Below are 22,292 nucleotides of genomic sequence, written 5' to 3' on the forward strand. Positions count from 1 at the left end.
GAGCAATGACGTGGGTGAATGAGGTTATGGGTTGGGTGGGTTGGTGGATCAATGGTTAACGGGTGAGGAGCCAGCAGCCCGGCCATCCGCTTCGGGGCGTCGGGTTCACCATCGCCGAGCAGCCCATGCCGTTCGGTTGTGAATTCAAGCCTTGAGGCCGGCGGAACCTGACGCCATGCCTCGCCGGAGGACATCGCAGTTCCGGTTGCAAGCGCCACCCTCCTCATCTCATTGACATTTTTTAACAAGCACTCTTTGAGAAACTTCCGTTGGTGAGGCACGCTCTCCCGGGGCGCATGCCTTGGTTTGACTTTGCTTTACGTTACATTTTTTTGCAAGTAGACCGTTTGGCAACGTTCAATGTCTCGATTGCCGAAGAGCAAAACCAAAGAATTAATTTGATGAGATGGCGCTAGCCGGGGAGAGTTGGGACCGCGCCCGAAAGCCCAAAAAGCTGTGTGGTGCGCTAAATAAAGGCCGCCGGATAGGGGGACCTGGACCTTGAATCGCCCGCTGTTGCAGGGGCGTTGTGTGCCGCCACTTGAAACCGGAAGGCCGCAGCGGGCCGGCATCGATTGGCATGCTGCCAGCGACCTGCGCCGGTCCGGACGCGCTTAAGCCGATAAACCCTTGCCGTGCGTGCCTACCAGCGGCTGCGCAAACCCACCAGTACAGCCAGCTTGCGCTGGGCCGAATTGTGTTCAGCCTGAACGTCGGCGAAGAGGTCCACACCTTTGCTGATGCTGCCGCTGGCGCCCAGCCCTAGGATCAGCGTGTCCCGCTTCAGTGCCGCACCCGAAACCTGGAAAGGCGAGGCCGTCGCCGCGCCCTGGAATTGCGCTGTCAGCGGTGCGTTCAGGTCAGCGAACTCGTGCGCCCAGATCACGCGAGGCTCGATGTGGATGCGGCCTGCATCAAAAGATGCCTTGGCGCCCAGCATCGATCTGGATGAGTTGATGGTCTGGCCGGCCACTTGCAGATTGAGCGCCCCTGCGCCGGTTTCGGTGAAGCCATCGGCCTTGTTTCTGCTGAGCGAAAGCCCGGCCAGCGGTTGCAGCGTCCAGCCGTCCATCGGAATTGAATAGCAGGCCTCTCCCGCACTTTTCCGAATCCATCGCCGCACTGCGCCAGCCGCCGGGTATCGACGCGCTGGCCGAGCTGCGCAAGCTGACCGAACGCGAAAAGCAGGTGCTGTGTTCGGTGGCGGAGGGCGCGTCCAGCAAACTGATTGCCGCCAGCTTATTGCTGCAGCGTGAAACCGTGCGCACGCACAGGCGCAACCTGATGCTGAAGCTGGGCATGCACAACAGCGCCCAGCTGACGGCCTTCGCGATCCGTGCCGGGCTGATTTAGCCTTGGTGCCGGCTGGCTAGCTCAGGCGGAGAAGGCCTGGTCGGCCGCCCGCACCAGTGCCTGGCGTAACCACGCATGCGCGCTGCGTTGCTGCGAGCGCCGGTGCCACACAGCGTCCACGTGCACCGGCGACACGTCAAACGGCAGCGGGCGCAGCACCAACTGGTCGGCGATTCCAGTCACCCTGACGAAATGCCGCGGCAGCACGGTGAGCAGGTTGGAATTGGCCACCACCCGCCCCGCGGTGAAGAACTGGTTGACGGTCAGCACCACATGCCGCTCCCGGCCCAGGGAGGCCAGGGATTCGTCGATAAAGCCGTAGGGCCGGCCCGAAAAGCTCACCAGCATGTGGCGCGCGGCGCAAAAACGGTTGAGCGTGAAAGGGCCGGTGGCCAGCGGATGGTCCTTGCGCATCACGCAGACATACTCGCCGTCATAGAGCCGCTGGTGCAGGAAGGGCAGGGGTTCGCCGCTTTGCGCGTGCGCGGTCAGGTCGGCCAGCAGCGAGGGAAAGTAGCCGACGGCCATATCGCAGGTCTCTTCGTCGAGCATGCGCCGTGGGTCCCGGGTGGTGAGCGGCACCACCCGCATCGACACGCCGGGGGCTTCCTGATCCAGCGTTTCGACCAGGCCGGGCATCAGCTCGGCCGCGGTCGCGTCGGCCATGGCCAGCACAAAGGTGGTGTTGGCCGTGCCGGGCACAAATTCGCTGGGGACCAGCGACTCTTGCAGCTGCTGCAGCGCCTCGCGCACGGCCGGCCAGATGGCCAGGGCGCGCGATGTGGGCGCCATGCCCTGGCCGCTGCGCTGCACCAGCTCGTCGCCCAGGGTCTCTCGCAGCCGGCGCAGCGCATTGCTGACGGCGGGCTGGGTCAGCGACAGGTTGCGGGCCGCCCGCGTCAGGCTGCGCTCGGCCATCACTTCGTCGAAAACACGAAGCAGGTTCAGGTCAAGCGTCCGGAAATTAAGGGGATTCAAGGAAGTGGAAGGGGGTGGAAGGGGGTAGGTGAGCGGGTTTGGCCCAGGATTATCACTATTGTGAATGAATCACATCATAAAGATAAAGTTGAGTAACATCAGTGATAACCCTAATATCCCCTTACCCGCTGAGATATCTGTGTCCCGGCGGGGATAACCAATCGGGAGTTCCTCATGACCAGCTTCGTCAATATCAAACATTCCACACAGCATCCCGGCGTTGTCCGTGCTGAGTCGGCCTTTGGTGCCGTACGCCAGCTGGGCCATGCATTCTCCGGCACCCGCGGCCTCGCCACGCTGCTCTTGTCCGCCGTTGCGGCCGCCGTTATGGTGGTGGCTTACCAGGTGATGGACAGCGTTACCGAAGGCCATCTGCTGGTGATGTGGATCGCGCTGTGGGCCATCGCCTTTGCCACCCTGGCGCTTTTTGCCGGCAGCGCACGCAACGCCGCCGCCCGCGTCAAGACCGGCCTCGACAGCTGGTCGCGCAGCCTGGCCGAAGCCCGCGCCGACCAGCGCCTGTGGCAAGCCGCCCGGAACGATCCCCGCGTGATGGCCGATCTGCAAATGGCCCTGCAACGCGCGGCCGATGTTGAAGAAGTCGCAGCCGCTCCCGCCGTCAAGGCCGAGCGTGCCGAGGCTGTCAACGGTGTCTCGGTGCTGCGCGCCTACCATCGCAGCTATATCTAAGCATCCCGCCGGATGCCGGGCAGCCCGCCGCGGCGGCCCACAAAAAAGCCACCTTGTCAGGTGGCTTTTTCTTTGCCCTGTCGCCGGATGGTTTCAGGGGCATGAGGCGCGGCGCAGGTCGTGCGCCGCACCCGCATGGCAGGCCGATCAGGCAGCCAGGCGGCGCTCGATCGCGGCTTTGGTCTCCCCCAGCTCTTTCGGCAGGTGATGTTCGAGTTGCTTGAACAGTTCGGCGTGCAGCTCCAGCTCTTTCAGCCAGGCGGCCTTGTCGATGCTGGTCACGGTGTTGAACTGCTCGGCGCTGAAGTTGAGGCCGGTCCAGTTCAGGTCTTCATAGGCGGGGCTGATGCCGGTGATGTGCTCGGAACCCTTGCCCGTGCCTTCGATGCGGTCGATCATCCACTTGAGCACGCGCATGTTTTCGCCGTAGCCGGGCCAGACGAACTTGCCGTCTTCGCCCTTGCGGAACCAGTTGGTGGTGTAGATCTTCGGGATCACCGCGCCGGTGGCTTCCAGCTTTTTGCCGACGTTGAGCCAGTGCTGGAAGTAGTCGCTCATGTTGTAGCCCATGAAAGGCAGCATGGCGAAGGGGTCGCGGCGCACCACGCCGGCCTGGCCGGTGGCGGCTGCCGTGGTTTCCGAGCCCATGGTCGCGGCCATGTACACGCCTTCGACCCAGTTGCGCGCTTCGGTGACCAGCGGCACGGTGGTGGAGCGGCGGCCGCCGAAGATGAAGGCGTCAATCGCCACGCCTTTGGGGTCGTCCCAGGCGCTGTCGAGGGCCGGGTTATTGATGGCGGCGACGGTGAAGCGTGCGTTGGGGTGGGCGGCCTTGGCGCCGGTTTCCTTGGCGATCTGCGGTGTCCAGTCCTTGCCTTGCCAGTCGATCAGGTGCGCGGGCTGGCCGCCGGTGTCTTTTTCCATGCCTTCCCACCACACGTCGCCGTCGTCGGTCAGGGCGACGTTGGTGAAGATGACGTTCCTGTCCAGGCTCGCCATGCAGTTCGGGTTGGTGTGGAAATTGGTGCCCGGCGCCACGCCGAAGTAACCGGCTTCGGGGTTGATGGCGTAGAGCTTGCCGTCGGCACTGGGCTTGATCCAGGCGATGTCGTCGCCGATGGTGGTGACTTTCCAGCCGTCAAAGCCGGCCGGCGGCACCAGCATGGAGAAGTTGGTCTTGCCGCAGGCGCTCGGGAAGGCGGCCGCCACATGGTATTTCTTGCCCTGGGGATTCGTCACGCCGAGGATCAGCATGTGTTCGGCCAGCCAGCCTTCGTCGCGACCCATGTTGGAAGCGATGCGCAACGCGAAGCACTTCTTGCCCAGCAGCGCATTGCCGCCGTAGCCGGAGCCGTAGGACCAGATCTCGCGCGTCTCGGGGTAGTGCACGATGTACTTGGTCTTGTTGCAGGGCCATTTCACGTCCTTCTGGCCTTCAGCCAGCGGCGCGCCCACGGTGTGCACGCAGGGCACGAAGTCGCCGTCGACGCCCAGCACGCCGAACACCGCCTGGCCCATGCGCGTCATGATCTTCATGTTGACGGCCACGTAGGGGCTGTCGGAGAGTTCGATGCCGATGTGCGCGATCGGCGAGCCCAGCGGGCCCATGCTGAAAGGCACCACGTACATGGTGCGGCCCTTCATGCAGCCGTCAAACAGGGGTTGCAGCGTCTGGCGCATCTCGGCGGGCGCCATCCAGTTGTTGGTCGGGCCGGCGTCTTCCTTTTTGGCCGAGCAGATGTAGGTGCGGTCTTCCACGCGCGCGACGTCGCTGGGGTCGCTCTGGGCCAGGAAGCTGTTGGGGCGCTTGGCCTCGTTGAGTTTCTTGAAGGTGCCGGCGTCGACCAGCTGCTGGCACAAGCGCTGGTATTCGGCGTCGCTGCCGTCGCACCAGTAGACGTCGTCGGGCTTGCACAGGGCCACCATGTCGGCGACCCAGGCGATCAGTTTCGCGTTCTTGACGTAGCTGGGTGTGTTGAGCTTGAGGCCCTGCATCACGGGTTGGTTCATCGAAAAAACTCCAAAGTAAAAAAGCGTTATTTCGGGAAGCGTCGCGCGGCAGTCGTGGCCATGGTCCTGTGCTTGAGACGCTTGTCGAAATAAGGCTTGAGGGCTTCCGGACCGCCGCAGCGTGAGGCAAAAAGCGGTCGGAAGGACCGGCTTTTCCCACCTCCCACGGGTCGGCCTGAGAATTCATTTTAAGAACAACGGCGCAGGTTACCTTGCGGTTACCGTCAAAAGTTATGCATAACTTGCATGAGGTTATGCATATGGCGCGCAGGGGTTCAGGCAGTCATGACATGGGGGTATGGAATGCCATGGGGCGCTGTCGGGCCGAGGTTTTCGCTGCGGAAAAGGGCCGGAAAAGAGTCAGAGGGCGCTGGGGCCGAAAACAAAAAAGTCCGCAGGGTGCGGACTTTTGGGGGAAAGCGAGGGAGAGGCGGGAGGGTTTCAGGCCATGTAGATGGCGATGAAGGCCAGCAGGAACATCAGCACGCCGCCGACCACGGGCAGAACAATGGGGATCACGGGGATGATGGCGTCAACGGCATCCTGCTCCTGGGCGGGCGTGGCGCTGTCGTGGGCGGCATTGGTGGTGTGGCTGGCTGGACTGGACATGGGGGTTCCTGAATTGCTTGAAAGTCTGGCCGGATTTTACCCGCATGCCGCGATGGGCCGCAAAGAAGCCGGCCGCCGCCTTTGCGTTACCCTTTAGCCATGCCTGTTTGTGGAAGGAAAGCATGAAATCCCCAATCCCATTTCAATCCCGGCTGCGCGCCGTTTCCGCCGGCGCAGCCCTGTCCGCGCTGGCCCTGCTGTCGGCCTGCGCCACCGGCGGCCCCAACAGCGCTTCGGCCAGGCCGGTGCTCTATCCCAACGCCACGCTCAACCGGGTAGGCGACGCCCAGGGCCAGGCCGAGGCCAATGCCTGCATGTCGCGGGCCTCGGCCGCCGGGCTCAGCCCGTCGCAAAGCGGCAATGAAGTGGGCCGCCGCGCCGGCGAAGGCGCGGCCGTTGGCGGCGTGGCCTCGGCCGTGGGCGCCCTGATCACCGGGCGAGGCGGAGAAGGCGTGCTGCGCGCCGGCGCCGCGGGTGCCGCCGTGGGCGGCTCGGCGGGCGCGGTGTCGGGTGCTTTCCATAACGACAAGCCCAACAGCACCTACCGCAGCTTTGTGCAGCGCTGCCTCAGCGAGCGCGGCTTTGAGGTGATCGGCTGGAACTGAACCGCCGGCCGATAGCCGCGCTCAGTGCTGCTCCGAGGCCTCGAAGCCGGCCGCGTTGACCGCCGCCAGCACCTGCTGGATGTGGTCGCGCCCGCGCGTCTGGATCACCAGCTCGATCTCCACGTTCTGGGCCGAGAGCATGGTGAAGGCGCGCTGGTGATGCACTTCGTCGATGTTGGCCCCGGCGTCGGCCACGGTGGCGGTGATTTTCGCCAGTGAGCCAGGAATGTCGCGCACGCTGACCTTGATGCGCGCCAGGCGCCCGGCGCGCACCATGCCGCGCTCGATGATGGCGGCCAGCAGCAGCGGGTCGATATTGCCGCCGCACAGCACCAGGCCGACCCTTTTGCCGGCAAAGCGCGCCGGGTATTTGAGCAGTGCCGCCAGTCCGGCCGCGCCCGCGCCTTCGACCAGGGTTTTTTCGATCTCGAGCAGCATCACCATGGCCTGCTCGATGTCGCCCTCGTCCACCAGCACCAGGTCGTCCACCAGCTTGGCGATGATGGCCCGCGGGATGACGCCGGGCGTTCCGACGGCGATGCCTTCGGCAATCGTGCTGGTGCCTTGCGGATGCTGGGTGCCCTTGATGGCGTTGACCATGCCCGGGAAGCGGGAGGTCTGCACGCCGATGATTTCAATGCCGGGTTTCAGGGCCCTGGCCGCCGTGGCCATGCCCGCGATCAGGCCGCCGCCGCCCACGGCGATGACCAGGGTGTCCAGCTCGGGCACGGCGCGCAGCATTTCCAGCCCCACGGTGCCCTGGCCCGCGACGATGGCTTCGTCGTCATAGGGGTGCACAAAGACCAGGCCCTCGCGCTCGGCCAGCAGCAGGGCGTGGGCGCGCGACTCGTCGAGCGAATCGCCGTGCAGCACCACCTCGGCGCCAAAGCCGCGGGTGCGCTCTATCTTCACGCCCGGCGTGAAACGCGGCATCACGATCACCGCCCGCAGGCCGAGGCGCTGCGCGTGGTAGGCCACACCCTGGGCATGGTTACCCGCGCTCATCGCGATCACACCGCGTCGCCGTTCGTCGGCTGACAGTTGCGCGAGCTTGTTACAAGCGCCACGCTCCTTGAAGGATGCGGTGTATTGGAGGTTCTCGAACTTCAGGAAAATCTGCGCGCCCGTCAGCTGCGACAGCGTCCTGGATTCCACGCACGGTGTGTCCAGCAAATGGCCCTGCAGCCGCTGGGCGGCCTGTTCGATGTCGGTAAGGCTGAGCATGATTTCCTCTGTGGCGATGTACGGGATTGTGCCGGGTGATTGTCCGCGTGTAACGTTAGCGATTCTGTGGCGCATTTCACACGGAAGGGTTCAAGTAGCGTCTTCCATGATGCTTCAAGCTGCGTTATGGTGGAGCCTCGTTGAGCCCCATGGCGCCCAGGCGTTCATGGCCAAGGTGATAGGTCACGCAATGAGGCAAGGTGCATAGGCAATGTCAACCAGCGGTGTAGTTGCAACAGGGAGGTTTGTCCATGAGCAAGCGTTCCGTTAGCGAGCAGCAGTGGCTGCTGTCCCCCGGGCTCAAGGAAGCCCCGGTGCTGGACCTGATGTGTTCGCATTTCGTGCTGACGCTGGCGGCCCGCCAGGGCGCCAAGTTCAACGTCAGGCGCGACCTCAACAGCCTGCTCTCGCTCTCCGGCCGGCACCTGGTCTGGCCCCTGCCCGCCCTGCAGCGCCTGCGCGAATTCCTGGTCCGCCGCTGCAAGGACAACGAATTCTGGCGCGGCCACGAAAGCCTGACCGACGCTGAATTCATGGCGCGGCACGGCGCCTGGCGCGGCCCCTACGAAGAGGGCACGCTGTTTTTCTACCTCGATGAACACGCGAAAGACCAGCCCAAGGATTTGCTTTCCGTGCTTGCCGCCACCGGCGAATGGCTGACGCACGCACTCAAGAAACAATCGACCCTGGTCGAAAAAAACATCGATGCGCTGGCCAACCTTCTGCAACTGAACCGCGCCGAGCGTGCGCTGCTGCTCTACGGCACGCTGGCGCGCTACCAGCGCGACCTGCGCTCCCTGCTGGTGGAGTTCAAGGTCAACAACGCCCCTGAAGCCTATGCCGCCATCGCCGACGTGGCCGGCGTCAAAGCGCCTGAGGTCGCCGAAGCGCTGCGCGCCGGTTCGCGGCTCGAACGCATAGGCATGGTCGAGAACCTGATCTCCGAGCACAACATCACCGACCTCGCCGACCTCATGAAGGTCAGCGAGAAACTGCCGCCGGTTTTGATGCGCGAATACCGCGACCAGAACGAGCTGATGGCCGTCTTCACGCGCCCCGCCGCGCACAGCAGCCTGGGCCTGGCCGATTTCGCTTTTGTGCAGGAGGACGCGCAAGTGCTGGTGTCCCTGCTGCGCAATGCCGTGGCCGCCAAGGAGCAGGGTGTCAACGTGCTGCTCTACGGCCCGCCCGGCACCGGCAAGACCGAGCTGGCCAAGGTCGTCACGCAGGCCGCCGGGCTGGACCTGTTCGAGGTCGAATACGCCGACCGTGACGGCAACTCGCTGAGCGGGCGCGACCGCTACCGTTCATTGCAGATCGCGCAGGTCTTCCTCAAGGGCAGCACGCACTCGGCCCTGCTGTTCGACGAGGTGGAAGACGTGTTCCCGCCGATCTCCAACGAAGCCGCGCAGCTGATGGCGCGCTCCGAGCAACTGCCGGTGCCGGCCAGCGGCTCGGTCAGCGGCAAGGCCTGGGTCAACCAGATCCTGGAGTCCAACACCGTGCCCACGCTGTGGGTCACCAACCGCATCGAACAAATCGACCCGGCATTCCGCCGCCGTTTCGCCTACCACCTCGAGCTGCGCTCGCCTCCGCCCGGTGCGCGCGAGGGCGTGGTGCGCAAGACGCTGGAGGGTGTGCAGGTCAGCGATGCCTTTGTGGCCAAGCTTACGGCGCGCAAAGGCCTCACGCCCGCGCAGATACGCACGGCCGTCCGCTTCGCCCGGCTGGCCAGCGCGCCTGAGGAAAAAATCGACGCGCAGGTCGACGGCGACGCCATGCAGGCCATCCTGGCCGGCGGCCGGCCGCTGCTGATGGAATCGTTGATTGAGCGGCAGCTCAAGAACGCCGACGTTGCGCTGGGCAACAAATCCGAAAGCGCGGGGCGGCGCAGCGTCACCACCTACGACCTGTCCATGCTCAACGTCGAGTCGCGCTTTGAAGTGTCGCGCATCGTCGAGGCGCTCAAGAGCCGCGGCCACGGCAGCCTGTGCTTTTACGGCCCGCCCGGCACCGGCAAGACCGCGCTGGCCGAGCACATCGCCAAGGCGTTGGACCTGCCCCTGATCATCAAGCAGGCCAGCGACCTCATGAGCAAGTACGTCGGCGAGACCGAGCAGAACATGGCGGCCATGTTCCGCGAGGCCGAGTCCGAAAAAGCCGTACTGCTGCTCGACGAAGCCGACAGCTTTCTGCAGGACAGGCGCGGCGCCCAGCGCACCTACGAGGTGACCGAGGTCAACGAAATGCTGCAGGGCATGGAACGCCACAACGGCATCTTCATCTGTACCACCAACCTGTTTGACAGCCTGGACCAGGCGGCGCTGCGCCGCTTCACCTTCAAGATCAAATTCATGCCGCTGACCCGCGAGCAGCGCGAAGCCATGTTTGTGGTCGAGGCACTGGCCGGCGACGCGGCCCTGTTGGGCGGCGCCCTGTGCGAGCGCCTGGGCAAGCTCACCCAGCTGTGCCCCGGCGACTTCGCGGCCGTCAAACGCCAGGTTGACATCCTCGCGGCCGAGTTCACGGCCGAGGAATTCCTCGCGCAGCTTGAGGCCGAGCACCGCATCAAGCCCGAGGTGCGCGAAGGCCGCAACATGGGTTTCTTGCAGTAACTTCCGCCCGCTGCGGGGTGAGGTGCGCCGCGGAACCTGTCATTTCCAACTATCTTTAACCGGAAAGCTTCGTTCGCAAGCTGCCCGGCCCTGCCTAGAGTTACACCACTGGCGCCTCCGCTGTTTCAAAAAGCGGTTGCCGCCCAGGCGCAACTTCAGGAGCAGGCGATGGGAACACGGGATTGGGATCTGGAGCGGCTGTCGAATGCGGCAGGCGCGGTGCGGCACGAGGTGGATGTGCTGGTGATTGGCGGCGGCCCCGCCGGCGCCTGGGCCGCCGTCAGCGCGGCCGCTACGGGCGCCTCGGTGCTGCTGGCCGACAAGGGCTATTGCGGCACCTCGGGCGCCACCGCGCCTTCGGGGACGGGACTCTGGCACGTCTCGCCCGACGGTGCCGCGCGCGAAGAGGCCAAGGCCAGCCGCCTGGCGATGGGCGGGCATCTGGCCGAGCATGCCTGGATGGACCGCGTGCTGGCGCAGACCTGGGCCAATGTCGATTTGCTGACCGAATGGGGCTACCCCTTCCCGGTCGATGCCGACGGCCGGCTGCGCCGCACCTCGCTGCAAGGACCTGAATACATGCGCCTGATGCGCAAGCAGGTCAAGGCGGCCGGCGCCCGCATCATCGACCACAGCCCCGCGCTGGAACTGCTGGTCGATGACGGTGGCACGGTCTGCGGCGCCACCGGCGTGAATCGCCAGAGCGGCGAGACCTGGGTGGCGCGCGCCGGCGCGGTGGTCATCGCCACCGGCGGCTGCGCCTTCCTGAGCCGCGCGCTGGGCTGCAATGTATTGACCGGCGACGGCCACCTGATGGCAGCCGAAGCCGGCGCCGAACTCTCCGGCATGGAGTTCTCCAACGCTTACGGCCTGGGCCCGGCGTTTTCCTCGGTCACCAAATCGCTGTTCTACAACTGGGCGACCTTCTACCACCAGGACGGCTCGCCGATTGAAGGCGCGGGTTCCGCGCGCGGGCGCAGCGTGATCGCCCAGACCTTGCAGACCCATCCGGTCTACGCCTGCCTGGACAAGGCCGACGCCGACATACGCGCCTGGATGCGCACGGCCCAGCCCAACTTTTTCGTCTCTTTCGACCGGCAGGGCATCAACCCCTTTACCCAGCATTTCCCCGTGACCTTGCGACTCGAAGGCACGGTGCGCGGCACCGGCGGCCTGCACCTGGTGAGCGAGAGCTGCGCGACCACGGTGCCCGGCCTTTACGCGGCCGGCGACGCGGCCACGCGCGAACTGATCTGCGGCGGCTTCACCGGCGGTGGCAGCCACAACGCGGCCTGGGCCTTGTCCTCGGGCTTCTGGGCCGGCGCGGGCGCGGCCGATTTCGGCCGCAGCGTGCGCAGCGCGGCGCAGCGCGTGGCCTTGCGCGCGGGCGGCGTCGGTTTGCAAGGCAAAGGCAGCCATGCACCCGACAGCGCCGAAGTCATACGCGCGGTGCAGGCCGAGGTGTTTCCGTATGAACGTAACTGGTACCGTCGCGGCGACCTGCTGGAGGATTCCCTGCAGCGGCTCGACGCGCTGTGGCACCGCCTGCGCGCGGGTGCGCCCGCGGCCAATGCGCAGGAGGCGGTGCGCGCCCGCGAAGCCGCAGCCATGCTCGCCACTTCGCGCTGGATGTACCGCAGCGCGCTGCAGCGCACCGAAACACGCGGCATGCACAGGCGCAAGGAACATACGGCCAGCGACCCGGCGCAGCGCCACCGGCTGGTCAGCGGCGGGCTCGATGAAGTCTGGGTGCGCAGGCATGCGGTGGACGACGCGCCGTCAGCCCACGCGCCTCTCGCGGCGCAGGGAGTGCCGGCATGATTGAAATCGTCAGCGCCACCCGCTGCACCGCCTGCAATATCTGCGTGCATGCCTGCCCCACCAATGTGTTTGACATCGTGCCCGGTGGCCCGCCCGTGATCGCGCGGCAGGACGACTGCCAGACCTGCTTCATGTGCGAGCTCTACTGCCCTGAGGATGCGCTTTATGTCGCGCCGATCGCCGACCACGCCGCCGTGGTCGACGAGCACTCAGCCGGCACGCAGGCCTTGATGGGCAGCTATCGCAGCGCCATAGGCTGGGGCAAGGGACGGCAGTCCACCGCCGGGGCCGACGCGAGTTATGAACTTCTGCAACGGGCGCACTGATGCGCCGGCTAACTGATATGACCGACCTGAAATTTTCCGTGGCTCGTTTGAAGACTCCACGCCGCCGGTTTCTTGGCACCGCGCTCGCGGCGGCGGCCTCGCTGGCCGTCCCGGTTCTGGGCCGCGCCCAGACCGCATCCCCCAAGGCCTTGCGCCTGGGTTTTATCGGCCCCGGAAAAAAACCAGCTTCGGCCACGGGCTGGGCCTTGCAGCAGGGCCAGCTGCAGCGCGAGCTGGCGCCGCTCGGTTTTGGCGAGGTGGCCACACGCGTGTTTCCCAACGGGCCTGACCTCAACGAGGCCTTTGTCTCAGGCAAGCTCGACGTCGGCATCTACGGCGACACGCCCGCCGTCGTCGCCCGCGCCCAGGGCTTTGAAGGGCGTTTGCTGGGTTTTGACAACGTCGGCATGAACGTCTGGCTGCTCACGCCGCGCGGCGGCGTCAAAACCGTCAGGGAGCTTGAGGGCAAGACCGTGGGCGTGGCGCTGGGCTCTTATATGCACCGCTACGTGCTGGGCCTGCTCAAGGAGGCGGGCCTGCTGAAAACCGTCAAGGTGGTGCACATGCTGCCGCGCGACGGCGAGCCCGCGCTGGAGCGCGGCGCCGTGGCGGCGTTTGCCGCACCCATCAACACGGGGCCCTTGCTGGCCTCACGCGGCTACCCGGTGATCGATGAGGCCGAAAAGCATCCGACCCTGCGCGGCACCTCGGTCATCATCGCCGCACCCAAACTGCTGGCCGGCGCGCCCGGGCTGCCGGCCGCCTGGGCCCGCGCGCGCACCTTGGCGTTGCAGGACATACGCCGCGACAGCGCGGCTTACTACGCCTTCCACGCTGAGGCCAGCGGCTTTCCGGTGGGGGCGGTGAAAGACTCCTACCCGCTCTCGCATTTCCCCGACACGGCTTACCCGGCCGAAGGGCTCAAGCTGATCGAGGAAGTGAAACGCTTTTTGCTGGCCGAGAACCTGATACGGCGGGACTTTGCCCTTGCGCAGTGGACGGTGGCCGGGGCGGACTGATCCGGCTTATACGCAGGCCAGGCTGGCCTCGTGCTTTTTCCGGATCGCTTCGGTGACTTCCAGCTGCGCCTGCCGCACGATACTGCCGTCTTCCATCCACAGCAGCTGCCCGGGCTGCATCTGTTGCCAGTTTTCATTGCGCGTGAGCGGCTGGGTGGCGACCACGCAGAGCCGGTCTTCGGGGTTGTTGGTCTGGGCGAAATCCATGCTGAGGTCGGCGTCCACCAGGCTGGCATTGGAAAACGGCCATTCACGCACCAGGTACCACAGCCGCGTAGAGCAATGCGCGTACAGCGACTGGCCGTTGGACAGCAAATAGTTGAAAACACCGAATTCGGCCGTACGCTCGCTCATGGCGCACAGCGTGTCGAACACGATGTCGGCCGAGCAGGGCTCGCGCGGGCTGATGCGCTTGAGTTCTTCCATCAGCGCGCAGAACGCCCGCTCGCTGTCGGTGGTGCCCACCGGCTGGTAATTGCCGGCGGAGTCCGGCTGGTAGTCGATCAGGTCGCCGTTGTGGGCGAACAGCCAGTGCCGGCCCCAGAGCTCACGCGTAAAGGGATGGCAGTTCTCCAGCCGCATCGGGTCGCCCTGGGTCGCCTTGCGGATATGCGAGACCACGTTGCGCGACTTGATCGCGTAGTGCTTGAGCATTTCGGCGACCGGTGAGGTGGCCGCCGGCTGGGCATCGACAAAAAGGCGGCAGGCCTTGTCTTCAAAAAAACCGATGCCGAAACCGTCCGCATGGTGGTCGGTCAGGCCGCCGCGCGCGGCGAAGCCGGTCAACGAAAACCGAAGGTCCGCCGGCTTCGCCGAATTCATTCCCAGGAGTTGGCACATGGGCAGTAGTCTAATGCCCCAGAATTTTGGACAGGAAATCCTTGGCCCGGTCGGTCTGTGGATGGTTGAAGAACTCGGTGGGCGTGTTCTCCTCGACGATCTGGCCCTGGTCCATGAAGATCACGCGGTCGGCTACTGCTTTGGCAAAGCCCATTTCGTGCGTCACGCACAGCATGGTCATGCCCTGGTTGGCCAGTTCCATCATCACGTCCAGCACTTCCTTGATCATTTCCGGGTCCAGCGCCGAGGTGGGCTCGTCGAACAGCATGATCTTGGGCGTGAGGCACAGCGCCCGGGCAATCGCCACGCGCTGCTGCTGGCCGCCCGACAGCTGCAGGGGGTACTTCTGCGCCTGCTCGGCGATGCGCACGCGCTCCAGTTGCACCATGGCGCGCTCGATCGCGTCTTTTTTCGACAGGCCCGCCACCCAGGTCGGCGAGAGCGTGAGGTTTTCCAGCACCGTCAGGTGGGGGAACAGGTTGAACTGCTGGAACACCATGCCGACCTGGCGGCGCACCGCGTCAATCGCCTTGATGTCGTCGCCCAGCAGCGAGCCCGCGACGGTGAGTTTGCCTTCCTGGTAGTCCTCCAGCGCGTTGATGCAGCGGATCATGGTGGACTTGCCCGAGCCTGAAGGCCCGCAGATCACCAGGCGCTCGCCCGGCTTGACTTGAAGGTCGATGTCGCGCAACACGTGGAAGTTGTTGCCGTACCATTTGTTGACCTTGTCGAAGTGGATGGTGGGTTCGCTCATTTTGTTATTTCCTGTTCAACGGGCTTTGCCCACGGCGAGCCGGCGTTCAATCCACAAGCTGTAGCGCGACATGGCGAAGCAGCAGGTGAAATAAATCGCGGCAATGAAAATATAGGCTTCGATCTTGAAAGGGCGCCAGTTCGGGTCCGAGCCCACGGCCAGCGACAGCGCGCCCGTGAGTTCGTAGAGCGACACGATGGTCACCAGCGAGGTGTCCTTGAAGAGCGAGATGAAATTGTTCATGATGCTGGGGACCACGGTGCCCAGGGCTTGCGGCAGCACGATCTTGCCCTGCGTCTGCCAGTAGCCCAGCCCCAGGCTGGCGGCCGCCTCGGTCTGGCCCTTGGAGAGGGACTGCAAACCGCCGCGCACGATCTCGGCCATGTAGGCAGCCGCGAACAGCGTGATGCCGACGATGACCCGCACCAGCACGTCCGGCGACTGGCCTATGGGCATGAACAGCGGGAACATGAAGCTGGCCATGAACAGCACCGAGATCAGCGGCACGCCGCGTATCAGCTCGACGTAGATGACGCACAGCGTGCGTATGGCCGGCATGTTGGCGCGGCGCCCCAGCGCCACCACCACGGCGATCGGGAAGGCGATGGTCATCGAGATCACCGTGAGCATCACGGTCAGCGGCAGGCCGCCCCACTGGTCGGTCGTCACCTTGGCCAGGCCCAGGACACCGCCGCTCATCAGCGTGAAGAAGGTCGCCAGCACCGCGACCCACAGCAGCGCCAGCCAGGGCTTCCAGAACCAGCGTACGCAGCTGGCCACCACCAGGCCCAACAGCAGCAGGGTGGCGAGTTCCGCGCGCCAGTGTTCGGGCTGCGGGTAGCGGCCCAGCAGGATGATGCGGCCCTTTTCGCGGATCACGCCCCAGCAGGCGCCCACGCCGCGCGCGGCCTGGCAGGCGTCCGGGTCGGCCGCGGTGACGGCATGGAAGATGCCCCACTGCGCGATGCCCGAGGCGGCCCACGCCAGCAGCGCGAGCACGACAAGGGAAATCACCGTATTGCCGATGCTGGAGAACAGGTTGTTGCGCAGCCAGGGGCCGACACCCTCCATCTTGATGGGGGCGGGGCGGGCTGCGATCGGGACAAAGGTTTTGCTCATCGCTCAGCGCTCCTTGATGGCGGCACGGCTGTTGAACCAATTCATCAGGCCGGACGTCGCCAGCGAGGTGCTCAGGTAGATCAGCATGATGATGGCGATGCACTCCACGGCCCGGCCGGTCTGGTTCAGCGAGGTGTTGGCGATGGAGACCAGGTCCGGGTAACCCACGGCGACGGCCAGCGAGGAATTTTTGGTGAGGTTGAGGTACTGGTTGGTCAGCGGCGGGATGATGACCCGTAGCGCCTGCGGCAGCACCACCAGCCGCATCGAGTGGCCGCGCGACAGGCCCAGCGAGGCGCTGGCCTCATGCTGGCCCAGCGACACCGAGGCGATGCCGGCGCGCACCACTTCGGCCACGAAGGCGGAGGTGTAGAGCACCAGGCCCAGCAGCACCGCGAGGTACTCCGGCGACAGTGCCCCGCCGCCTTCGACCTGCGACTCGGTCAGCAACGGCATGTTCCATTCGTTGGGCGCGCCGCCGGCGAGCCAGCCAAGCAGCGCACCGCCGATGACCAGCGCCAAAGACACCCAGAACACCGGCCGCGGTTTGCCGGTCAGGTCGAACTGCCGGCGCGCGCTACGTGCATAGAACACGCTGGCCGCGACACCGACCAGGGCGCCCACAAGCGCCAGCGTCTGGCCCAGCTTCCATACCGGCGAAGGGTAGGAGAGGCCGTTCTTGCTGACGTAAACCCATTTGCCGATGTGCAGCGCCTGGTCGATGGCCGGCAGGTATTCGGTGAACAGCAGGTACCACATCAGCAGTTGCAGCAGCACCGGGATGTTGCGGAAGGTCTCCACGTAGCCGTAGCACAGCGCGCGCACCAGGGCGTTGCGCGAGAAGCGGCCCACGCCCAGCAGGGTGCCCAGGGTTGAGGTCAGCACGATGCCGACCACCGCCACGCGCAGCGTGTTGACCAGCCCGACCAGGAAGGCTTTCCAGTAGGGGTCTATGGAGTCGTAATTGAGCCAGCCTTCGCCGATGTCGAATCCGGCCGGTTGCATCAGGAAGTCGAAGCCGCTCTGGATGCCGCGGGTCTTCATGTTGGCCATGGTGTTGCTGACCAGCAGCCAGATCAGGAAGACGATCAGGCTGACGGCGGCTATCTGGTAGACGATGGCGCGCGCCTGCTTGCTGCGCCAGGAAAAAACCTTGCGCCGCAGGGCCGGAGCCGGGCGCGGGGGAATCAGGGAGTGCTCGGACATAAACGGGGTACCCAAAAAAGCGGGCCGCTCGACAACGTGTGGTTGTGAGCGGCCCGTTGCGTTAGCGCATCGGAATCAGGTGATCAGGTCAGCGCACCGGCATGGCGTACATCTGGCCGCCCTTGTTCCACTGGTTGTTCTGGCCTCGCGGCAGCGCCAGCGGCGTCTTGGGGCCGACGTTGCGTTCGAAGATCTCGCCGTAGTTGCCGACGGCCTTGACGGCGCGCACCAGCCACTCCTTGTCCAGGCCCAACAGCTTGCCGGTGTCCTCGCCGCTGCCGGTCAGGCGCATGACCACGGGGTCCTTGCTGTCCTTGGTCATGGCGTCGACATTGGCCTGGGTCACGCCGTACTCTTCGGCTTCGACCAGGCCGTACACCACCCACTTGACGATGGCGAACCACTCGTCGTCACCGCGGCGCACCATGGGGCCCAGCGGCTCCTTGGAGATCAGCTCGGGCAGGATCAGGTGGTCGGCGGGAACCTTGGCTTCCTTGTTGCGCACCGAAGCCAGGCCCGAGGCGTCCGTCGTGTAAGCCTGGCAGCGGCCCGAGAAGTAGGCGGCGTTGACGGCCTCCTGCTTTTCAAACACCACGGGCTTCATGTTCAGGTTGTTGGCCTTGGAGAAATCGGTCAGGTTTTTTTCGGTCGTGGTGCCGGACTGCACGCAGACCGTGGCGTTCTTCAGCGACTTGGCGCTTTTGACTTTGCTCTTCACGGGAACCATGAAACCCTGGCCGTCGTAATAGGTGACGGCGGTCATGTGCAGGCCCAGCGACGCGTCGCGGGTCAACGAGAAGGTGGTGTTGCGCGAGAGCACGTCCACTTCGCCGGACTGCAGCGCGGTGAAGCGCTGCTGGGCGTTCAGGGGAACCCATTTGACCTTGCTGGCGTCGCCCAGCACGCTGGCGGCGATGGCCTTGCAGGTGTCCACGTCAAGACCGGTCCAGGCGCCGTTGCTGTCGGCGGAGGAAAAGCCCGCCAGGCCGACGTTCACGCCGCAGATGACCTGGCCGCGTGCCTTGATGGCATCCAGTGTCTTGCCGGCGTGGGCGGGCGCCATCGCAGCAAGGGTGAGGCCGGCGGCAGCCAGCGTGGCAAGGCCATGTTTTTTTGCGATTTTGATCACGGGATTCTCCAGTCAGTGAAACTTATGAGGTCCAGCACGATGCGTGCCAGCGCCGAAATGCTAACCCAAGCATTGCGTGCGCCAAGCGGATGTAAAGGCCTATTCGCTCGGGATAAACCCTTGCGAAAAATGCGTCATGAGCTTAACGGGGGGTTGATATGCACGCCAGGCATGGCGCATGGACACAAAGCGGAAGATTTCCCGTCCCGGCCGCCGCCTTGTGCTGGCCCGGCTGCCCCAAAACCGGGCACAACGGTCTTCTTTACGACCCGCCTGCGCTGCTGATACAGCCGCTGCCAGCTCAATCTCTGGCAAGTCCATTGGTACGAATCTTGCACTTTTCCTCTGCGAGAGCTGAGATTTATCGCCCCGGCTTTGCCGGGTTCTGAAGCGCTTGCCGCGGACTTCTTCCTGGAACTCCGAACCGCCCCCCGTTGGAGCCTGCGACCGTGCGAGTGCTTGTCACGTCTCAATGTGCGTTATGGAAGGTCAATAGCGATGGCTTTTCTTGAGGACTTGCGTGCGGCGCAGGAAGGCGTTCTGTCCCTGGGCTTCTGGGCGCTACAGGTATACAGGCTGGGGCATTTGCGCTACCGGTATCAGTCCAGGCTGGTGCGCTACCCGCTTGGCGCCCTGCATCTGGTACTGGCCAAGCTGGCTGAAATGTTTTGCGGCGTCACGATCGGGGTCTCGGCCCAGATCGGGAGACGCCTCGTCATAGAACATTCCGGCGCGATTGTGGTGCATGGCAAGGCCGTGATCGGGGACGACTGCATCATCCGCCAGGGCGTCACCATCGGCAACCAGCGCATGGACAGGCCGCTGGAAGCGCCGCACATCGGCAACCGTGTGAACATCGGCGCCGGCGCGAAGATCCTTGGGGCCATACGGATTGGGGATGACGTTGACATTGGCGCCAATGCGGTGGTGATCACGGACGTTCCCGTCGGCGCGCTTGCCGTGGGAGTGCCGGCCCGCATTATTTTGCGAGGTAAAAATGATGCAGCCCTCTGAAGCCACAGGTGCCCCATGCCGGGTGAGCATCGTCATCAAGGCCCTGAACGAAGAAAAGCGCATCGTCGCCGCAGTGGAGAGTGCGCTGACGGCCGTCCGGATGGTCGGTGGCGAGGTGGTGCTCGCCGATTCCTGCTCCAGCGACCGCACCGTGGCGTTGGCCTCTGCTTATCCCATCCGTATCGTGCAACTGGCACGCGCCGATGAGCGCTGCTGCGGCGTCGGCCCCCAGCTGGGTTACCAGCATTCGGTGGGCGAATTTGTTTACATCCTGGACGGCGACATGGAAATGCTGCCCGGTTTTTTGCCGGAGGCGCTGGCCTTCATGCAGGCGCACCCCGACGTGGCCGGCGTGGGAGGGCAAGTCGTTGAAATGAATACCAGCAGCCTGGAATATGTGGCGCGCGTGGAGCGGGGTTTGGGCCACATGCGGGCGGGCACGGTGGACCGGCTGGACATGGGCGGCCTGTACCGCAGGGCCGCGGTGGAGCAAGCCGGGTATTTTTCAGACCGCAATCTGCACAGCTATGAGGAGTTTGACCTGGCCATGCGCCTGCATGCCAGGGGCTGGAAATTGTGGCGCCTGGGCACCGATTCCGTGCGGCACCATGGCCACGATGCGCCTCCCTACCAGTTGCTGGTGCGCCGCTGGCGCAGCCGCTACATCTGCGGCCTGGGTGAAGTGCTGCGCGCGGCCTGGGGCGAATCGCACCTGGGGCTGGTGCTGACGCGGGTGCGCGAGTTGCGGCTGTATGTCGCCGTGCTGGGATGGTGGGCCGTGCTGTTCGCCGTTTTGGTGGCGCCCCTGCCGTGGACAGCGCGCGTCGCGGCCTTCTCTTGCATTGCGGCGGTACCCATCCTGTTGATGGCATGGCGAAAACGCAGCGCCACAAAAGCCGTGTTTTCGGTCGTGTCGTGGTGTTTTAACGCTGCCGGCCTGGTTCGCGGGCTGTTGACGCCGCAGCGCCCCGCCCGCGCGGCCATAGACAGCGTCGAGATCCGGAATACGCCTGGCGCGGTTTAAGCGGCCAAGGCGTACCGCGCGGGTTTCGGCCGCCGGCTTGCGAAGGCCTAAGCCGTTGCTGCGCAGACGCGCAGCACTTCGGCCCCGTAGGCCTCGAGCTTTTTGACGCCGATACCGCTGATGCCTTCGAGGTCGGCGACACCTTGCGGTGCGCGTTCCGCAATTGCGCGCAAGGTTGCGTCGTGGAAGATCACGAAGGCCGGCAGGTTGTGCTCGCGCGCGACTTCAGCGCGCCAGGCTTTGAGGCGCGCCAGGCGCTCGAGTGCGCCGGCGTTGAGCGCGGCTTCGGCCAGGCCCTTGACCGAGGTCTTGGTCACGCGCTTGCCGCGCCCGCCGGCCTTGGCGCCCGCCGCCTGCTCGCGCAGCACCACGCTGACCTCGCCCTTGAGCACCTGGCGCGCATCGGGCATCAGCTGCAGGGTGCTGAAGGCCTCGGCGTCCACGCGCACCATGTTGCGCGCGATCAGCTGGCGCAGCACGCCGCGCCATTGCGCCTCGGCCAGGTCCGCGCCTATGCCGAAGGTGCTGAGCTTGTCGTGCCCGTGCTGGGCCACTTTTTCGGTGGCCTTGCCGCGCAGGATGTCCATGATGTGGCCGGCGCCGAAGCTGATGCCGCTGGCCTGCTGCACGCGGTAGATGCAGCTGAGCATCTTGCGCGCCGCCTCGGTGGCGTCCCACACCGCCGGCGGGTTCAGGCAGTTGTCGCAGTTGCCGCAGGGCTGGCTGTCTTCGCCGAAGTAGCCGAGCAGGCTGACGCGGCGGCAACGTGTGTCCTCGGCCAAGGTCAGCAGCGCGTCGAGCTTGCCGCGCATCACCTGCTTGAAGTCTTCGCTGGCGGCCTCGCTGGTGTCTATCATGCGCCGCTGGTTCACCACGTCCTGCAGGCCGTAGACCATCCAGGCGTCGGCGCTCTGGCCGTCGCGGCCGGCGCGGCCGGTTTCCTGGTAGTAGCCCTCGATGTTCTTGGGCATGTCCAGGTGGGCGACGAAGCGCACGTCGGGCTTGTCGATGCCCATGCCGAAGGCGATGGTGGCGACCATGACGATGCCGTCCTCGCGCAGGAAGCGGTCCTGCCGTTGCTGGCGCAGCGTTGAATCGAGGCCCGCGTGGTAGGCCAGCGCCTTCAGGCCCGCGTCCTGCAGCATGCCGGCGATCTCTTCCACGCGCTTGCGCGACTGGCAGTAGACGATGCCGGCTTCGCCCTCGTGCTCGGTCTCGATGAAACGCAGCAGCTGGCGCGTCGGGTCGGTCTTTTCGACGATGGTGTAGCGGATGTTGGGCCGGTCGAAGCTGCTGACGAACTGGCGCGCGTCCTCCAGCTTGAGGCGTTCGATCATGTCCTGGCGCGTCAACGCGTCGGCCGTGGCCGTCAGCGCCATGCGCGGCACGTCGGGGAAGGTCTCGTGCAGCAGGCTTAGCGAGCGGTATTCGGGCCGGAAGTCGTGGCCCCACTGGCTCACGCAGTGGGCCTCGTCGATCGCGAACAGGCTCAGCAGCCCGCGCTCGTGCAGCGAGGCCAGCAAGCCCTTCATGCGCGGCGTGTTGATGCGCTCGGGCGCGGCGTACAGCAGCGTCAGTTCGTTACGCAGCAGCTGTTTTTCGAGCTGGCTGCTTTCGTCAAAGCTCTGCGTGGAATTGAGGAAAGCCGCCGACACGCCGGCCTCGTGCAGCGCGCCGACCTGGTCGTGCATCAGCGCGATCAGCGGCGAGATCACCACCGTCACGCCGTGGCCGGCCTGCTGCCGCACGATGGCCGGTATCTGGTAGCACAGCGACTTGCCGCCACCCGTGGGCATCAGCACCAGCGCGTCGCCGCCGCGCACCACGTGGTCCACGATGGCTTCCTGCGGGCCCCGGAAGCTGTCGTAACCGAACACCTCGGCCAGTACGTGCAAAGGGGTGGGAAGGGGGGAGACGGGGAGTGAGGACAAGGTTGGAATGAAATTGATGCGGTGA

General features: G+C 65.2%; 19 protein-coding genes and 1 pseudogene. 9 read left to right on the forward strand and 11 right to left on the reverse strand.

Annotated elements, in window-relative coordinates; all coding sequences use genetic code 11:
* Nucleotides 1-643 precede the first annotated feature (643 nt).
* Nucleotides 644-1,072, reverse strand: coding sequence for an autotransporter outer membrane beta-barrel domain-containing protein (locus AC1D1F_RS11700; RefSeq protein WP_477675849.1), 429 nt, complete (start codon nucleotides 1,070-1,072; stop codon nucleotides 644-646).
* Nucleotides 1,073-1,077: 5 nt separating this feature from the next.
* Between AC1D1F_RS11700 and AC1D1F_RS11705 the strand changes: the two genes are divergently transcribed.
* Nucleotides 1,078-1,353: a response regulator transcription factor gene (locus tag AC1D1F_RS11705; protein WP_477675850.1), complete on the forward strand. Its 276-nt coding sequence runs from the start codon at nucleotides 1,078-1,080 to the stop codon at nucleotides 1,351-1,353.
* A gap of 21 nt (nucleotides 1,354-1,374) precedes the next feature.
* Here the strand turns inward: AC1D1F_RS11705 and AC1D1F_RS11710 are convergent, their stop codons facing one another.
* Nucleotides 1,375-2,331, reverse strand: a complete 957-nt coding sequence (locus AC1D1F_RS11710) for a LysR family transcriptional regulator (protein WP_477654414.1) — start codon at nucleotides 2,329-2,331, stop codon at nucleotides 1,375-1,377.
* 174 nt (nucleotides 2,332-2,505) lie between these two features.
* Here AC1D1F_RS11710 and AC1D1F_RS11715 point away from each other — a divergent pair, with 174 nt between their 5' ends.
* Nucleotides 2,506-3,021, forward strand: a complete 516-nt coding sequence (locus AC1D1F_RS11715) for a hypothetical protein (RefSeq protein WP_477696118.1) — start codon at nucleotides 2,506-2,508, stop codon at nucleotides 3,019-3,021.
* 147 nt (nucleotides 3,022-3,168) lie between these two features.
* Here the strand turns inward: AC1D1F_RS11715 and AC1D1F_RS11720 are convergent, their stop codons facing one another.
* On the reverse strand, nucleotides 3,169-5,031 hold the full coding sequence (locus AC1D1F_RS11720) for a phosphoenolpyruvate carboxykinase (GTP) (protein ID WP_477696117.1): 1,863 nt from the start codon (nucleotides 5,029-5,031) through the stop codon (nucleotides 3,169-3,171).
* Nucleotides 5,032-5,472: 441 nt separating this feature from the next.
* Nucleotides 5,473-5,640 carry a hypothetical protein gene (locus AC1D1F_RS11725; RefSeq protein ID WP_436155687.1) on the reverse strand — a complete coding sequence of 56 codons (168 nt, stop codon included), beginning with the start codon at nucleotides 5,638-5,640 and terminating at the stop codon, nucleotides 5,473-5,475.
* A gap of 122 nt (nucleotides 5,641-5,762) precedes the next feature.
* On the opposite strand from AC1D1F_RS11725, the gene AC1D1F_RS11730 reads away from it, so the two are divergent.
* Complete coding sequence (locus AC1D1F_RS11730) at nucleotides 5,763-6,245, forward strand: glycine zipper family protein (protein ID WP_477677789.1); 483 nt, start codon at nucleotides 5,763-5,765, stop codon at nucleotides 6,243-6,245.
* Nucleotides 6,246-6,266: 21 nt separating this feature from the next.
* Here the strand turns inward: AC1D1F_RS11730 and AC1D1F_RS11735 are convergent, their stop codons facing one another.
* Nucleotides 6,267-7,469 (reverse strand): threonine ammonia-lyase, encoded by a 1,203-nt coding sequence (locus tag AC1D1F_RS11735; protein WP_477677790.1) that lies wholly within the window; start codon nucleotides 7,467-7,469, stop codon nucleotides 6,267-6,269.
* A gap of 251 nt (nucleotides 7,470-7,720) precedes the next feature.
* On the opposite strand from AC1D1F_RS11735, the gene AC1D1F_RS11740 reads away from it, so the two are divergent.
* From AC1D1F_RS11740 to AC1D1F_RS11755, 4 genes are all read left to right on the forward strand, one after another.
* Nucleotides 7,721-10,084 (forward strand): ATP-binding protein, encoded by a 2,364-nt coding sequence (locus AC1D1F_RS11740; RefSeq protein ID WP_477677791.1) that lies wholly within the window; start codon nucleotides 7,721-7,723, stop codon nucleotides 10,082-10,084.
* Between the two features lie 168 nt (nucleotides 10,085-10,252).
* A complete protein-coding gene (locus AC1D1F_RS11745) occupies nucleotides 10,253-11,905 on the forward strand; it encodes an FAD-binding protein (protein ID WP_477677792.1) in 1,653 nt (550 codons plus the stop codon).
* Entirely contained in the window at nucleotides 11,902-12,231 is a 330-nt protein-coding gene (locus AC1D1F_RS11750; protein ID WP_477677793.1) for a 4Fe-4S dicluster domain-containing protein, read from the forward strand. The genes AC1D1F_RS11745 and AC1D1F_RS11750 overlap by 4 nt, the downstream gene beginning before the upstream one ends.
* 17 nt (nucleotides 12,232-12,248) lie before the next feature.
* Nucleotides 12,249-13,250, forward strand: coding sequence for an ABC transporter substrate-binding protein (locus AC1D1F_RS11755; protein ID WP_477700726.1), 1,002 nt, complete (start codon nucleotides 12,249-12,251; stop codon nucleotides 13,248-13,250).
* Between the two features lie 80 nt (nucleotides 13,251-13,330).
* Here AC1D1F_RS11755 and AC1D1F_RS11760 read toward each other — a convergent pair.
* The 5 genes and pseudogenes from AC1D1F_RS11760 to AC1D1F_RS11780 all read right to left on the reverse strand — a co-directional run.
* Nucleotides 13,331-14,090 (reverse strand): annotated as a pseudogene (locus AC1D1F_RS11760) (class II glutamine amidotransferase); the annotation flags it as partial.
* A gap of 10 nt (nucleotides 14,091-14,100) precedes the next feature.
* Entirely contained in the window at nucleotides 14,101-14,844 is a 744-nt protein-coding gene (locus AC1D1F_RS11765) for an amino acid ABC transporter ATP-binding protein (protein WP_477654408.1), read from the reverse strand.
* A gap of 15 nt (nucleotides 14,845-14,859) precedes the next feature.
* Nucleotides 14,860-15,963 carry an amino acid ABC transporter permease gene (locus tag AC1D1F_RS11770; protein WP_477696115.1) on the reverse strand — a complete coding sequence of 368 codons (1,104 nt, stop codon included), beginning with the start codon at nucleotides 15,961-15,963 and terminating at the stop codon, nucleotides 14,860-14,862.
* A 3-nt stretch (nucleotides 15,964-15,966) separates the two neighbouring features.
* Nucleotides 15,967-17,169, reverse strand: coding sequence for an amino acid ABC transporter permease (locus AC1D1F_RS11775; RefSeq protein WP_477679232.1), 1,203 nt, complete (start codon nucleotides 17,167-17,169; stop codon nucleotides 15,967-15,969).
* 88 nt (nucleotides 17,170-17,257) lie between these two features.
* Nucleotides 17,258-18,232: an amino acid ABC transporter substrate-binding protein gene (locus tag AC1D1F_RS11780; RefSeq protein WP_477696133.1), complete on the reverse strand. Its 975-nt coding sequence runs from the start codon at nucleotides 18,230-18,232 to the stop codon at nucleotides 17,258-17,260.
* Nucleotides 18,233-18,796: 564 nt separating this feature from the next.
* Between AC1D1F_RS11780 and AC1D1F_RS11785 the strand changes: the two genes are divergently transcribed.
* Together AC1D1F_RS11785 and AC1D1F_RS11790 are read left to right on the forward strand one after the other, a co-directional pair.
* The gene (locus AC1D1F_RS11785) at nucleotides 18,797-19,312 is read left to right on the forward strand and encodes a serine O-acetyltransferase (protein ID WP_477677689.1); all 516 of its coding nucleotides are present in this window, start codon (nucleotides 18,797-18,799) and stop codon (nucleotides 19,310-19,312) included.
* Nucleotides 19,299-20,336, forward strand: coding sequence for a glycosyltransferase family 2 protein (locus tag AC1D1F_RS11790; protein WP_477696114.1), 1,038 nt, complete (start codon nucleotides 19,299-19,301; stop codon nucleotides 20,334-20,336). The genes AC1D1F_RS11785 and AC1D1F_RS11790 overlap by 14 nt, the downstream gene beginning before the upstream one ends.
* A gap of 47 nt (nucleotides 20,337-20,383) precedes the next feature.
* Here AC1D1F_RS11790 and recQ read toward each other — a convergent pair whose 3' ends face one another.
* Nucleotides 20,384-22,267, reverse strand: a complete 1,884-nt coding sequence (gene recQ, locus AC1D1F_RS11795; RefSeq protein ID WP_477654403.1) for a DNA helicase RecQ — start codon at nucleotides 22,265-22,267, stop codon at nucleotides 20,384-20,386.
* Nucleotides 22,268-22,292 lie beyond the last annotated feature (25 nt).

The organism is Polaromonas sp. P1_H6, assembly GCF_056405195.1.

Bases quoted from the DNA above. Each gene is read 5' to 3' on its own strand.
- AC1D1F_RS11700 (WP_477675849.1), bottom strand. From the start codon at position 1,072: ATGGACGGCTGGACGCTGCAACCGCTGGCCGGGCTTTCGCTCAGCAGA.
- AC1D1F_RS11715 (WP_477696118.1), top strand. From the start codon at position 2,506: ATGACCAGCTTCGTCAATATCAAACATTCCACACAGCATCCCGGCGTT.
- AC1D1F_RS11720 (WP_477696117.1), bottom strand. From the start codon at position 5,031: ATGAACCAACCCGTGATGCAGGGCCTCAAGCTCAACACACCCAGCTAC.
- AC1D1F_RS11725 (WP_436155687.1), bottom strand. From the start codon at position 5,640: ATGTCCAGTCCAGCCAGCCACACCACCAATGCCGCCCACGACAGCGCC.
- AC1D1F_RS11730 (WP_477677789.1), top strand. From the start codon at position 5,763: ATGAAATCCCCAATCCCATTTCAATCCCGGCTGCGCGCCGTTTCCGCC.
- AC1D1F_RS11735 (WP_477677790.1), bottom strand. From the start codon at position 7,469: ATGCTCAGCCTTACCGACATCGAACAGGCCGCCCAGCGGCTGCAGGGC.
- AC1D1F_RS11740 (WP_477677791.1), top strand. From the start codon at position 7,721: ATGAGCAAGCGTTCCGTTAGCGAGCAGCAGTGGCTGCTGTCCCCCGGG.
- AC1D1F_RS11745 (WP_477677792.1), top strand. From the start codon at position 10,253: ATGGGAACACGGGATTGGGATCTGGAGCGGCTGTCGAATGCGGCAGGC.
- AC1D1F_RS11750 (WP_477677793.1), top strand. From the start codon at position 11,902: ATGATTGAAATCGTCAGCGCCACCCGCTGCACCGCCTGCAATATCTGC.
- AC1D1F_RS11755 (WP_477700726.1), top strand. From the start codon at position 12,249: ATGACCGACCTGAAATTTTCCGTGGCTCGTTTGAAGACTCCACGCCGC.
- AC1D1F_RS11765 (WP_477654408.1), bottom strand. From the start codon at position 14,844: ATGAGCGAACCCACCATCCACTTCGACAAGGTCAACAAATGGTACGGC.
- AC1D1F_RS11770 (WP_477696115.1), bottom strand. From the start codon at position 15,963: ATGAGCAAAACCTTTGTCCCGATCGCAGCCCGCCCCGCCCCCATCAAG.
- AC1D1F_RS11775 (WP_477679232.1), bottom strand. From the start codon at position 17,169: ATGTCCGAGCACTCCCTGATTCCCCCGCGCCCGGCTCCGGCCCTGCGG.
- AC1D1F_RS11780 (WP_477696133.1), bottom strand. From the start codon at position 18,232: ATGGCGCCCGCCCACGCCGGCAAGACACTGGATGCCATCAAGGCACGC.
- AC1D1F_RS11785 (WP_477677689.1), top strand. From the start codon at position 18,797: ATGGCTTTTCTTGAGGACTTGCGTGCGGCGCAGGAAGGCGTTCTGTCC.
- AC1D1F_RS11790 (WP_477696114.1), top strand. From the start codon at position 19,299: ATGCAGCCCTCTGAAGCCACAGGTGCCCCATGCCGGGTGAGCATCGTC.